Raw genomic sequence first — 13,631 nt, 5'->3', positions numbered from 1 at the left:
CTGTCTTCAGCGTGATTGGAATAGATCGGGACGTTTTTCAGCCAGGGCCTCAATGCGTGGCATGAGCTGGCCAAGGTGATAACGCATGGCTTCACGCGCGGCGTCCGGGTCCTGGTCCCGAACTGCGTCGACAACGGCCTGGTGTTCTTCGAGCGTTTCGTTCGACCGCCCCGGTGTCGGCAGCAGCAGCATCCTGGCGCGGGTAACCTGAAGCGAGACCATGCGGGCGACGGTCTTCAGGCGCGGATAACCGGTGAAATGCATCAGCATGGCGTGAAACTCTTCGTCGGCCTGATAGAAACCGGCAAAATCTCCGTCCTCGACCAGCAAGGCCTGAAGGCGGACATTTCTGTTGAGCTGTGCCATCTGGTCGTCGGTCCGGTCACGGGCAACCTTGGCAACGCTCGCCAGTTCCAGTGCCTCCCGCAGGAAGGTGCCTTCGCGAATATCATCCATTGAGAAATAGGCAACACGCGTTGCCGATTGCGGAACCACGTCAACCAGCCCTTCGTTGGAAAGCCGGGCGATGGCTTCCGATACGGGTGATCGCGACACCCCGAGCTTCTCACAGATCAGGCCTTTGCGGACAACGGCGCCGGGAAGGAATTGCAACGACAGGATGGCTTCCTGCAGGGCCAGGTAGACCCGCTGGGCAAGCGATCCTTCGAAAGCTCCGATCTCCCGGAGATTGGTTATATCGATATCGGTATTCGTCATTTTCGCCTCTAGTAGACTAACATGTTAGTTGACATAGTCCGCAAGTCAAGCTAGTTCCTGAGTACAACGGAGATCCACAAAAGTGGAGACGATGGGAGAGGGAGACGCACATAAATGACTGGAAGCGATGTTCTCAAGCTGCGAGCTGAAGACAATGTCGTCATCGCTTTGCGCGCGCTTCCGGCCGGTTCCGTTCTGGAAGGTGTTCCCGAGCCTTTGGCCGCTCCCGTCACGCAGGGGCACAAGATTGCCTGCAAAATGATCCCTGAAGGTCAGGACGTTCTGCGCTATGGCCAGATCATCGGTCAGGCAAAGACGACGATTAGTCCTGGTGAACATGTGCACACGCACAATCTCGGAATGGATTCTCACAGCCTGCAGGACTACGAATTCGCGACCCACAACGCTCCGCTGAAGACCATCGAGGACCAGCGGATTTTTCAGGGATATCACCGGGCAGACGGCAAAGTCGGCACACGAAACTACGTCGGCATTCTCACATCGGTGAATTGCTCCGGTTCCGTTGCCCGTTTCATTGCCGAGGCTGCCGAGAAGAGTGGTTTGCTGGACGCATTTCCGAATGTGGATGGCATCGTGCCGATCGTGCATGGCACCGGCTGCGGCATGTCCGGTGAGAACGAGGGTTATGCGGCTCTGTTCAGAACCTTGTCCGGCTATGCGCAACACCCGAATTTCGGTGGCATCCTTCTGATCGGGCTGGGTTGCGAAGTGATGCAGGTCTCGGACCTGGTCGGCGGCAGGCCGATCCGTGCCGATGGCGCCTTGCGTTACATGACGATCCAGCATGTGGGCGGTACGCGTAAGACGATCGAAAAAGGGCTCGAAGAGCTTCGCGGAATTCTGGAAATCGCAAACGGGGTCACACGACAGCCTGCTCCGATCAGCGAGATTACCGTCGGCATGCAATGCGGCGGTTCAGACGGGTATTCCGGCATTACAGCCAATCCGGCCCTTGGATACGCCTCCGACCTGCTCGTGCGTCATGGCGGTACGACAATTCTCTCCGAAACATCTGAAGTTTATGGCGCCGAACACCTGCTGACCCGCAGGGCCGAAACGGCCGAGGTCGGCGAAAAGCTCATCGAGCGCATTCACTGGTGGGAGGATTACACCTCCCGCAACGGCGGTGAAATGGACAACAATCCAAGTCCCGGCAACAAGCGGGGCGGGTTGACGACAATCCTGGAAAAGTCGCTCGGCGCGGTTGCCAAGGGCGGCACCGCTCCACTGACGGACGTCTATCAGTTTGCCGAACTCATCGACAAGAAGGGCTTTGTCTTCATGGACAGCCCGGGCTTCGATCCCTGTTCCGTGACCGGGCAGGTGGCGTCGGGAGCAAACCTCATCATCTTCACCACCGGTCGCGGTTCTGTCTCCGGTTACAAGCCGACACCCTGCATCAAGCTGGCGACGAATTCGGAAATGTACGGTCGGATGTCGGACGACATGGACCTCAATTGCGGTGACATCGTCACCGATGGGGTCAGCATCGAGGCAAAGGGTGAGGAGTTGCTTGAGCTGATGATCCGGGTTGCATCCGGTGAACAGACCAAGAGCGAGGAACTCGGCTTTGGCGGCGCGGAGTTCGTGCCGTGGCAGATAGGAGCAGTGATGTAATGCGGCTGCAAGGAAAAACCATTCTTATTACTGCGGCGGGCCAGGGCATGGGGCGGGCAAGTGCGCTTGCATGTGCTGCCGAGGGTGCCCGGGTGATTGCCACGGACAGGGACGTCTCCCTGATGGAAGGCCTTGAAGGGATCGAATGCCGGGCCCTTGATGTCACCGACCCCAAGGCGATTGCTGCCTTGGCTTCGGATCTGCCGGATATTGACGGGCTGTTCAATGTCGCCGGCTTTGTGCACCACGGCACGATTCTGGATATCTCCGATGAAGACTGGGCCTTCAGTTTCGACCTGAACGTCACTGCCATGATGAGGCTGTCCCGTGCCTGCCTGCCGGGACTGTTGCGCCGGGCGGAACTGACAGGAAGCAGTTCCATCCTGAACATGGCTTCCATGGCAAGTTCCATCAAGGGATTTCCGCTGCGAACCGCATACGGTGCTACCAAGGCCGCGGTCATCGGGCTGACCAAGGGCATTGCATCTGATTTCGTCAAAAAGGGTATTCGTTGCAACGCCTTGTGCCCGGGCACAGTGGATACACCATCATTGCGCGGCCGGATCGCCGCGGCCGATGATCCCGTCCAGGCCGAGAAGGATTTCATCGCCCGTCAGCCCATGGGCAGATTGGCGGAAGTCGGCGATATCACGCCGCTGGTTGTCTACCTTTTGTCTGATGAAAGCCGTTTCGTCACCGGGCAGGCTCTGCTGGTCGACGGCGGCGTCACCATCTGACGGCTGCAAAGGGGGAGGTTGTGGCAACACTTGTAAAAATGACCGGCATCGAAAAGCGGTTTCCGGGAGTTCACGCACTCAAGAATGTGCAGTTTGAACTGGAGGCCGGTGAGGTGCACGCCCTGATGGGTGAGAATGGTGCCGGCAAATCCACCTTGATGAAGATCCTTTCTGGGATCTATCAGCGCGACGGCGGTGACCTTCAGGTCAACGGCCAGAGCGTCACGATAGACAGTCCTCGAGCGGCGCAGGATCTCGGTATAGGTATCATTCACCAGGAACTCAGCCTGATGAATGACCTGACCGCCGCTCAGAATATCTTCATCGGCCGCGAGCCGCGCAAGAGTTTCGGCAGACTGGACGAAGCTGCGCTGAATGCCAGGGCAGCTGAAATCTTCGCCTCCATGAACCTCAATCTGGAACCGAAGGCCAATGTCGGCAGCCTGACCATCGCCAAACAGCAGATGGTCGAGATCGCCAAGGCATTGTCATACGATTCGCGCGTCCTGATCATGGATGAACCGACCGCCGCTCTCAACGATGCGGAAATCGCCGAGCTGTTCGTGATCATCAACCGGCTGAAATCCGAAGGCGTCGGTATCGTCTATATCAGCCACAAGATGGACGAGCTGAAGCGGATTTCCGACCGCGTCACGGTCATGCGCGACGGCGAGTACGTCGCCACCGTCGGCGCGGCAGACACGCCGATCGCCAAGATCATCGCCATGATGGTGGGGCGTGAAGTCAAGGAAGAGCCGCTGGAAGTTCCCAACCTTTCGAATGCGGAAGTTTCCCTGGAAGTGTCCGATCTCAATCGAGGGCGGGAAATCCGCGACGTCGGTTTCTCGGTCCGCAAGGGTGAGATACTCGGTTTTGCCGGTCTGATGGGCGCAGGGAGAACCGAAGTCGCCCGTGCCATCTTTGGCGCTGACCCGAAGGATTCCGGTGTTATCCGGGTTCATGGGCAGGAAGTTTCAATTTCGCGCCCTTCCGATGCAGTGAAGGCGGGGATTGGATATCTATCTGAAGACCGCAAGCATTTCGGTCTCGCAACCGGCATGAACGTGCGTGACAACATTGCCCTTGCATCGATGGACCAGTTCACGAGCTGGGGCGGCGTTCTTGACGACGAGGCCATGCGCAAGACCGCGCAGGACTACATTCGCAAACTCGGAATTCGTACGCCGTCCGACACGCAGGAAGTTCGCCTGCTTTCGGGAGGCAACCAGCAAAAGGCAGTCATCGCCAAGTGGCTGCTCAGGGATTGTGACATCCTGATCTTCGATGAACCCACTCGCGGGATCGATGTCGGGGCGAAATCGGAAATCTACAAGTTGCTGGAGAGCCTTGCGGCGGAGGGTAAGACCATCATCGTGATCTCTTCGGAACTGCCGGAGATCATGCGGCTCAGCCATCGTATCGCTGTGATGTGCGAAGGCCGGCTGACCGGGATTCTTCCGGGCGGCAAAGACACTACTCAGGAAATGATCATGCAACTGGCCACGCAACGTGAAGCGGCCATGCAACCGGATGGGGGGACAGCGTGAGTACTGCGCAGGAAACGAAACCGGTCAATCTGCTGTCGCGATTGATCGATACCGGAGCGCACCAGAAACTTCTGGCATTCGCCTCCCTCGTGGCCTTGCTGATCGGTTTCTCGATTGCATCGCCGAACTTCATGCAGACCTCGAACATGATCGCGATCCTGCAGGCGACATCGGTCAATGGCGTGCTGGCCGTGGCGGTCACGCTCGTGATCATTACCGGCGGGATTGATCTGTCGGTCGGAACCCTGATGACATTCTGTGCGGTGATCGCCGGCGTCGTCCTGACCTATGCCGGTCTACCCTTGCCGCTTGGTGTCGTCGCCGCTATCGCCGCCGGAGCATTCTGCGGGCTGTGCTCTGGAACGTTTGTCGCGAAAATGAAGATCCCACCCTTCATCGCCACGCTTGGAATGATGCTGATCCTGAAGGGATTGTCGCTGGTGATCTCGGGAACCCGGCCGATCTATTTCAACGATACTCCGGGCTTCGACCAGATTTCGCGGGGCTCTCTGATCGGGGAAATCTTTCCGGCGCTGCCGATCCCCAACGGCGTTCTCATTCTTTTCATCGTCGCCCTCAGCGTTGCCTACATTCTCGGCCGCACGGTTCTGGGCCGCTACACCTTCGCGCTTGGCTCCAACGAGGAAGCGGTGCGTCTTTCGGGCGTCAACACCGATGCCTGGAAAATGGCCATTTACTCGCTGGCCGGCGGCATTTGCGGCGTTGCCGGCATCCTGATCGCCTCGCGTCTCAATTCAGCACAGCCGGCTCTTGGGCTGGGCTACGAACTTGAAGCTATCGCGGCCGTTGTCATCGGCGGGACGTCTCTGTCGGGTGGACGCGGCACCATTCTCGGTACCCTTATCGGCGCGCTGATCATGGCTGTCCTGACCAACGGCTTGCGCGTTCTTTCCGTGGCGCAGGAATGGCAGACCGTCGTGACCGGCGCAATCATCATCCTGGCCGTCTACGCCGACATGGTTCGGCGCAAGCAGGCCAAGTGAGCACAAGCAAGAGGACAATAAAGTCCCGAAATCTTTTGAGAAACTAGTGAACTTATGTAGAGGAGGAATACTCATGTTTTCACGTCGTTTCATTCTTGGAGCCATCAGCGCATTGGCGTTGACGCTACCTTCGACGGCTTCTTTTGCCGACGAAATGTACATCCCGCTGGTCTCCAAGGGCTTCCAGCACCAGTTCTGGCAAGCCGTGAAGCTGGGTGCAGAAAAGGCCGCTGATGAAGAGGGTGTCCGCATCACCTTCGAGGGGCCGGACAACGAAACGATGGTCGACCGTCAGATCGATATGCTGGCCGCAGCTCTTGCCAACAAGCCGGCAGCCCTCGGTTTTGCCGCGCTCGACAGCCAGGCCGCCATTCCGCTGCTGCGTCAGGCTCAGGAAGCCGGTATTCCGGTCGTGGCCTTCGACAGTGGTGTCGACAGTGACATTCCGATTGCAACCGCAACCACCGACAACGTCGCTGCTGCCGGTCTCGCTGCGGACAAGATGGCCGAAAAACTCGGTGGCAAGGGTCAGGTCGCCGTGGTCGCACATGACCAGACCAGCCGCACCGGCATCGATCGTCGCGACGGGTTCGTGAACCGCATTGCCGAGAAATATCCGGGCATCGAGATCGTCACCGTTCAGTACGGACAGGGTGACCACCTCAAGTCCACCGAAGTGACCAAGGCGATCCTGACAGCCAACCCGGAACTGAAAGGGATCTTCGGCACCAATGAAGGTTCCGCGATCGGCGTCGTCAACGGCGTGCAGGAACTGGGCAAGAAGGATCTGGTGATCATCGGTTACGATTCCGGCAAGGCGCAGAAGGAAGCGATCAAGAGCGGCCTGATGGCTGGCGCGATCACCCAGAATCCGGTCGGAATCGGCTATGAAACCGTCAAGGCTGCGGTGGCTGCCACGAAGGGTCAGGAAGTTCCGACGCTGATCGATACTGGTTTCTTTTACTACGATGCGTCTAACATGGACGATCCGGAAATCGCTGCAGTCCTTTACGACTGATCGATTCCAGTTAGCAACAACGGCCCGGCAGGAAACTGGCGGGCCGGTCTATACGTGAAAGACTTAAGATCATGAAATTGCTGCGATATGGCTCGTCTGGTTCAGAGAAACCGGGTTTGCTTGATGATGATGGCCGGGTGCGCGACCTGTCTGGACATGTGACCGACATTTCCGGAGATGCCCTGCTGCCGGAAACGCTCGCCAGACTTCAGGCGCTGAACCCGTCCGATCTGCCGCTGGTTGATGGCCTGGCGCAAAGCGATCTTCGTCTGGGGCCGTGCGTCGGCAATGTCGGCAAGTTCATCTGCATCGGTCTGAACTACGCCGATCATGCCGCCGAAGCCGGTATGGATATCCCGCCGGAACCGGTCGTTTTCGGCAAATGGACGTCTGCGATTGTCGGGCCTGACGATGACGTTGAAATTCCGCGGGACTCGGAAAAGACCGATTGGGAAGTGGAGCTCGGTGTAATCATCGGCAAGGGCGGTCGCTACATCGACGAAGCGGATGCCCTGTCCCATGTCGCAGGTTTCTGCGTCATCAACGATGTGTCCGAGCGTGATTTCCAGCTGAACCGGGCAGGCACCTGGGACAAGGGCAAGGGGAATGACACTTTCGGCCCGCTTGGTCCCTGGCTCGTCACGAAAGACGAGGTCGGTGACTACGATCAGCTTGGCATGTGGCTGGAAGTCGACGGACACCGCTATCAGAACGGTTCGACGGCAACCATGGTCTACAAGGTGCCGCACCTCGTCAGCTATTGCAGCCGCTTCATGAGCCTGCAGCCTGGTGACGTCATTTCGACCGGCACACCTCCCGGTGTCGGCATGGGCCAGAAACCGCCCGTCTATCTGAAGGGTGGTGAAGTGATGAAACTCGGTATCGACAAACTGGGTGTGCAGACGCAGAAAGTGAAAAACGCGGAATAGTTTTTCCTGATTGCGCGGCAAGCGGACACGTGTCGGTCGCTACGTTTTCGAATTGAGCCCCTGTCGTGAAATCGGCAGGGGTTTTTCTGTTTTCTGAGCCAGTTTGAATAAAAGCAATGTTTTCCAGATAGTTATCACCCTGGAAGAGTGGTCTCCGGTATTCTGAGGTGACGCAGAAACTGAAATAAATTTCACAAAAAGAAATTTATACCAAAATTATTTGACGCTACCATTCGAGCTCCCTTATCCATGAACTCGCTGGGATAAAAACCAGTTATTGAAATATCTTGCAGAGGCTGATTGTCTTTGACAGGCTGTGCTGCAGGACCGGGAGGAGCTGCTCAAGGGAGGAAACTATGGGCGCTTTGAAATTGAAGGGTGTACTGCTATCCGCCGCGCTGTCCACTGCTGTTCTGTCAGCAATGCCGGCACAGGCGGAAGGCCTGAAATGCGAACCGGGTGAGACTTACATCATGAACGTCATGGTGTCTGGTCACCCCTATTGGGTACCGGTTTACCAGGGCTTCAAGCAAGCTGCGGAAGCTTTCGGTTGCGAGACCGTTTTCTCCGGCACGCCCGACTACGACATCACCAAGCAGATTGCTTCGTTTGAACAGGACATGGTCAAGCAACCGGCCGGTATCCTGCTGCACCCGATGCAATCCGATCCGTTCATCGAGCCGATCGATCGTGCGATCGAAAGCGGCACGCAGATCGTGACCTTCGCGGCGGACAGCCCGAAGTCCAAGCGCACCGCCTACATCACTTCCGACAACCTGGCCGAAGCCAAGTTCGCGGCTGAGGAAATCGTGAAGCAGATTGGTGACAGTGCTGAATATGCGGTCCTGGAAAATCCGGGTCAGTCCAACCACGACCTGCGCGTGACGGCCCTGATCGCCTACATGGAAGAGAACTATCCAAACATGAAACTGGTTGGCCGTCAGGCAACCAACCAGGACAGCAACGCCGCTTACCGTGCAACGGCGTCCATCCTGCAGGCGAACCCGAATCTGGGGGCACTCTGGATCCCGGAAGCCGGTTCCGCTGAAGGTGCTGTCGCAGCCGTTCTGGAAGCCGAGGCAGACGTTCTCATCATGCATGCGGACGTGACTCCGACAACGCTTGAGCACATCAAGGCCGGCAACATTCACATGGCGCTGAATCCGAACCAGGGCATGCAGGGTTTCATGGGCTTCATGGCAACCTTCCTGGCGGCGCATTCCGACGTGTTTGACCCGTTCAACGACTATAAGGTCTCCGGCTACAACCCGGTTCAGATCCCGTATGTCGACAACGGTTTTGCCGTCATCACCAAGGACAATGCCGACAGCTTTGATCTGAATGTCTACATGGACGGCCGCGATCCGAGCTGACTGTGATGTCGGGACGCCGAGAGCGTCCCCGCAAAACGGGCTGTCTGTTGAGCTGCAAACGTGCAGACAGCCCGGCTTCCCTGGAATTCTAGTGCAAAGTGGCCGTCATGACTGGCGATGTGATCCTCAAGATCTCCAACTTAAGCAAATCGTTCGGGCCTGTCCGTGCGCTCAAGGGCGTCGATTTCGAACTGCGCAAGGGTGAGATCCACGCGATTGCGGGCGAAAACGGAGCCGGCAAGTCGACCCTGATGAATGTCATCGACGGCATTCTCCAGCCTGACGGTGGCGAGATCGTGCTCGACGGTTCACCAGTGAAAATTTCTTCCCCCGCGATGGCGCAGAAACTGGGTATCGGGTTCGTGCATCAGGAAATCGCCTTGTGCCCGGATGTATCGGTTGCCGAGAACATCTTCATGGCCACCACCAATGCCAGTCGCTCATGGCTGATGGACTATCGCGCCCTGGAAAAGAAGGCAGCTGACGTTCTGGGCCAACTCACCACGATCAATCCGAAAACGCTGGTCCGGAACCTGTCGATTTCCCATCAGCAACTGGTTGAGATCGCAAAGGCGCTGACACTCGATTGCCGGATCCTGATTCTGGACGAGCCGACAGCGGCTCTGACGGAAAAAGAGGCCCAGATCCTCTTTGGCATCATGCGCCAACTCGCGGACCGGGGCATCTCCATTATCTATATCTCCCACCGCATGGTGGAGATCTTCGACAATTGCGACCGGGTGTCCGTCTATCGGGACGGCCGCTACATCACCACCCGCGATGTCGCTGACATTCAGCCAGGCGATGTGGTTAACGCCATGGTCGGACGGGTCATTGACGACCTCTATCCGCAAAAGCAGACCGAGGCGGAAAAGTCGGATGAAAAAATTCTCGAAGTCCGCAATCTGACCGAAAGAACACGTTTCAACGACGTCTCGTTTGATCTCCAAAAGGGCGAGATACTCGGGATTGCCGGACTGATCGGCGCCGGGCGCAGTGAAATCGTCAAGGGCATCTGCCGCCTGGAAGGAGACGTCACTGGTGAAGTCTCCCTGAACGGCAGGAAACTGAACATCAGTTCCTACCGGGACAGCATTGCGGAAGGTGTGGTGTATCTGTCGGAAGACAGAAAAGGTGACGGCATCTTTCTCGACATGTCGATTGCCTCGAACGTTTCGGCCTTGAAGCCCGAACAGGTCGCGAATGCCCTGGGACTGATCCTGAAGCAGAGAGAGGACGACCAGGCCAAAGATCTTGGAAAGCGGCTCAATCTGAAATGCGGCTCGCTCGCAGATCCCGTCTCGTCGCTCTCCGGCGGCAATCAGCAGAAAGTGGCCATTGCCAAGATGCTTTCGGTCAATCCGAAGCTCATTTTCCTGGATGAACCGACACGCGGGGTTGATGTCGGGGCCAAGGCTGAAATTCACCGCATACTGCGAAATCTCGCCAGCAATGGCGTCGGCATTGTCGTGATTTCGTCAGAACTGCCCGAACTGATCGGCGTCTGCGACCGGGTCCTTGTCGTCCGCGAGGGACAGATAAGCGGCGAAGTGACCGGCGATCAGATGACTGAAGAAAACATTATGCACCTGGCATCCGTCGGCGATGCCCAGGCAACGATACACTAAGTGTGGGGGAAACCATGGAAGACACCGTCTCCCTGACAAACGAGCCTGCGGCCAAGAGCGCCGAGACCTCTTTCATCCGCCGGATCCTGCGCATGCGCGAAACCGGTCTGATCGCGATCATTCTGCTGCTGTTTGTCGTGATGTCCTTTGCATCGCCCTACTTTCTGACCTGGGTGAACATGCGCGCGATGGTCATGGCATTTGCCGTTGAAGGCATCGTCGTTGTCGGCATGACCATCCTGCTGATCTCTGGCGGTATCGACCTGTCGGTCGGATCGGTAACGGCCCTTGCCATGGTGATTGCCGGCTGGCTGTTCCTGAACGGGGTCGATCCCTGGGTGGCATCGGCGATTTCCATTGCTGCCTGTACAGGTATCGGTGCGTTCATGGGTTTTTTCGTAACCCGCGTCGGCCTGCATCATTTCATCGTGTCGCTGGCCATCATGGTGATCGCGCGTGGTGCCTGCCTGCTGGGCACCGGCGGCAGACCGCTTGGCCTCTACACCCTGCCGCCTGAGTTCAAGTTCATCGGTCAGGGATCCATCGGTCCGATCCCCGTCGTCATCCTGCTGTTCATTGTCGTGGTGGTTGCGTTCGACTTCATGCTGCGCCGGACCACCATGTTCCGGAAGGTCTTCTATACCGGCAGCAACGAGAAAGCGGCGGCTTACTCCGGCATCCGGACCAAGAAGGTCGTCTTCCTGACAACCACATTGTGTTCTGCTCTGTGTGGCTTTGCCGGCATCATCTACATGGCCCGCTTCGGGTCCGCCCAGCCGACCTTCGGCATCGGAATGGAGCTGAACGTGATCGCCGCAGCCGTTATCGGCGGAGCCAGCCTGTCGGGTGGATCGGGCACGATCTTCGGGGCCATTCTCGGCGCGGTTCTGCTGTCGGTGGTCTCCAGCTCGCTCGCCCTTCTGGATGTTTCGGTCTACTGGCAGGACATCATTCGCGGATCGATCCTGCTCGCGGCAGTTTCCATCGACCATTACCTCGTCAAGAAGCGCGCCTGACAGGGCAGGGAGGAGCGTGTCCAATGGCTGACAAAAAGAACGATATCGAGTTGATGCGTCAGATGCATACGGTGCTTGTGCTTCATTTTCTGGAAGGAAAGAAGCAGTCGGAGATTGCCGAAACGCTGAACCTGTCGACCTCCAAGGTCAACCGGCTGATCACGCAAGGCCGGAAAATGGGAATGGTCAAGATCGATATCGAGAACCCCTTCCAGCGCCTGACGGATCTGGAAAAACTCCTGGTGAAGGAAGTGCCTCTGTCACGCGCACTTGTCACCTCGGCGGTTCCGGGCAGTCCCGGCACGACGCTGAAACAGGTGGGTCTTGCCGCGGCCAATCATCTCGTTGAGACGATCCGGGATGGCGATGTCATTGCGATCACCGGCGGCAAGGCGGTCAGCGCGGTGGTCCAGAACATCGAGACCGACCGGTCGTTCGATGTGACGGTGGTCCCGCTCACCGGTGGTGTGCAGGGAAAATTCTATACCGATGTCAATCATCTGGCGACGCAATTGGCTGATCGGCTGGGTGGCTCGACCATGCTTGTGCACGCACCGCTCTTTGCCGAAAGCCGTGAACAGCGCGACATGTTGATGGAAGTGGCGTCGATCAAGCAGGTCTTCGACATCGCCCGCCAGGCAAACGTCGCGCTGGTCGGCGTTGGTTCCATCCAGACGCCTGCATCCAGTTACTACGACTTGCATCCGATGCCGGAATCCGATCGCAAGATGCTGGCAGGCACTGGCGTCATCGCCGAGTTTCTGGCGCACTTGATGCGGCAGGACGGAACGGTCGCCGACTATGCCCTCAATTCCCGTCTGGTCGCCCTCAGGCCTGAAGAACTGAAACAATGCAAGCGGGTTATCGGCGTTGCCTCCGGGGAGGAAAAGGTCGAGCCGATAAAGGCCGTCCTCAACGGACACCACATGGATTCACTCATTCTGGATGAAGAAACGGCCAGCGCGGTTCTGGCCACAATGGAAGGCGCTCAAAATGTTGCATGAAATGTTGACGCGTAAGATCGGACGATCCGGCATCGACGCCTCCGCAATCGGTCTTGGAACCTGGGCCATCGGTGGCTGGATGTGGGGCGGCACCGACGAAAGCCGTTCCATCGAAGCCATCCAGGCATCAATCGACGAAGGTGTCAGCCTGATCGACACGGCCCCGGCCTATGGTCAGGGGCTGGCGGAGGAAATTGTCGGCAAGGCGCTGAACGGCCGGCGTGACAAGGTGGCGCTGGCAACCAAATGCGGACTGGTCTGGCACACGCAAAAGGGCAATCATTTCTTCGACTATGACGGCAAGCCGGTGCATCGCTACCTCGGTAAGGAAGAGATTGTCTACGAGGTCGAGCAAAGCCTCAAGCGACTCGGGACCGACTATATCGACCACTACATCACCCATTGGCAGGACCCCACGACATCCATCGATGAAACGATGGAAGCGCTGGAAAATCTCAAGTCTCAGGGAAAGATCCGTTCGATCGGCGCCAGCAACACGTCTCCGGAAGAGCTGAAAGCCTATGTCGCGGCAGGCCAGCTGGACGCGATCCAGGAAGAATACAGCATGGTCAAGCGGGTCATTGAGGCCACCCATGTTCCGTTCTGCCTGGAAAACGGTGTTTCGGTCCTGAGTTATTCGTCTCTGGCGCTTGGTCTGCTTACCGGAAAAATCGGCCCGGACCGGATCTTCAGCGGTGATGATCAGCGCAAGGACAATCCCAGATTTTCGCTTGAAAACCGGCAGAAGGTAGCCCGCCTTATGGAAACGGTGTCACCGATCGCAGAAGCGCACGGAGCGACCAATGCCCAGGTGGTGATAGCCTGGACGCTGCAACAGCCGGGGATCACTTTTTCTCTTTGCGGCGCGCGTGATCCCGGGCAGGCGGTGGAGAACGCCAAGGCCGGTCGTCTCCGTCTCTCCGAGGCCGATCTTGAAGCCATCAGCAATGCAGCGCAGCGCCATCTGAACCAACTCGCAGCCTGACGCAAACCGAAAATCTGAACGAAAGGACGCCGTTA

12 protein-coding genes are annotated in these 13,631 nt (G+C 57.7%); 11 read left to right on the top strand and 1 reads right to left on the bottom strand.

The features are described from left to right. Positions 1–6 precede the first annotated feature (6 nt). Positions 7–717: a GntR family transcriptional regulator gene (locus tag ABLQ08_RS26220; RefSeq protein WP_352948590.1), complete on the bottom strand. Its 711-nt coding sequence runs from the start codon at positions 715–717 to the stop codon at positions 7–9. Positions 718–831: 114 nt separating this feature from the next. Between ABLQ08_RS26220 and ABLQ08_RS26215 the strand changes: the two genes are divergently transcribed. From ABLQ08_RS26215 to ABLQ08_RS26165, 11 genes are all read left to right on the top strand, one after another. Continuing rightward, the gene (locus tag ABLQ08_RS26215; RefSeq protein ID WP_352948587.1) at positions 832–2,355 is read left to right on the top strand and encodes a UxaA family hydrolase; all 1,524 of its coding nucleotides are present in this window, start codon (positions 832–834) and stop codon (positions 2,353–2,355) included. Next, the gene (locus ABLQ08_RS26210; protein WP_352948585.1) at positions 2,355–3,092 is read left to right on the top strand and encodes an SDR family oxidoreductase; all 738 of its coding nucleotides are present in this window, start codon (positions 2,355–2,357) and stop codon (positions 3,090–3,092) included. Before ABLQ08_RS26215 ends, ABLQ08_RS26210 begins: the two co-directional genes overlap by 1 nt. A 20-nt stretch (positions 3,093–3,112) precedes the next feature. Then, positions 3,113–4,639 carry a sugar ABC transporter ATP-binding protein gene (locus ABLQ08_RS26205; protein ID WP_352948582.1) on the top strand — a complete coding sequence of 509 codons (1,527 nt, stop codon included), beginning with the start codon at positions 3,113–3,115 and terminating at the stop codon, positions 4,637–4,639. Further along, positions 4,636–5,643 (top strand): ABC transporter permease, encoded by a 1,008-nt coding sequence (locus ABLQ08_RS26200; protein WP_352948581.1) that lies wholly within the window; start codon positions 4,636–4,638, stop codon positions 5,641–5,643. Before ABLQ08_RS26205 ends, ABLQ08_RS26200 begins: the two co-directional genes overlap by 4 nt. Positions 5,644–5,716: 73 nt before the next feature. Further along, positions 5,717–6,661: an ABC transporter substrate-binding protein gene (locus ABLQ08_RS26195; protein WP_352948578.1), complete on the top strand. Its 945-nt coding sequence runs from the start codon at positions 5,717–5,719 to the stop codon at positions 6,659–6,661. Positions 6,662–6,732: 71 nt separating this feature from the next. Next, positions 6,733–7,590, top strand: coding sequence for a fumarylacetoacetate hydrolase family protein (locus tag ABLQ08_RS26190; RefSeq protein WP_352948576.1), 858 nt, complete (start codon positions 6,733–6,735; stop codon positions 7,588–7,590). A gap of 356 nt (positions 7,591–7,946) precedes the next feature. After that, a complete protein-coding gene (locus ABLQ08_RS26185; RefSeq protein ID WP_417714957.1) occupies positions 7,947–8,963 on the top strand; it encodes a substrate-binding domain-containing protein in 1,017 nt (338 codons plus the stop codon). A gap of 107 nt (positions 8,964–9,070) precedes the next feature. Then, positions 9,071–10,591 carry a sugar ABC transporter ATP-binding protein gene (locus ABLQ08_RS26180; protein WP_352948573.1) on the top strand — a complete coding sequence of 507 codons (1,521 nt, stop codon included), beginning with the start codon at positions 9,071–9,073 and terminating at the stop codon, positions 10,589–10,591. Between the two features lie 14 nt (positions 10,592–10,605). Continuing rightward, complete coding sequence (locus ABLQ08_RS26175) at positions 10,606–11,607, top strand: ABC transporter permease (RefSeq protein WP_352948569.1); 1,002 nt, start codon at positions 10,606–10,608, stop codon at positions 11,605–11,607. 23 nt (positions 11,608–11,630) lie between these two features. Further along, positions 11,631–12,611 (top strand): sugar-binding transcriptional regulator, encoded by a 981-nt coding sequence (locus tag ABLQ08_RS26170; protein WP_352948566.1) that lies wholly within the window; start codon positions 11,631–11,633, stop codon positions 12,609–12,611. Beyond that, on the top strand, positions 12,601–13,596 hold the full coding sequence (locus ABLQ08_RS26165; protein WP_352948563.1) for an aldo/keto reductase: 996 nt from the start codon (positions 12,601–12,603) through the stop codon (positions 13,594–13,596). The genes ABLQ08_RS26170 and ABLQ08_RS26165 overlap by 11 nt, the downstream gene beginning before the upstream one ends. Positions 13,597–13,631 lie beyond the last annotated feature (35 nt).

Source organism: Roseibium sp. SCP14, assembly GCF_040329475.1.
GTDB lineage: Bacteria > Pseudomonadota > Alphaproteobacteria > Rhizobiales > Stappiaceae > Roseibium.
This window is presented reverse-complemented; position numbering and strand designations above follow the sequence as displayed.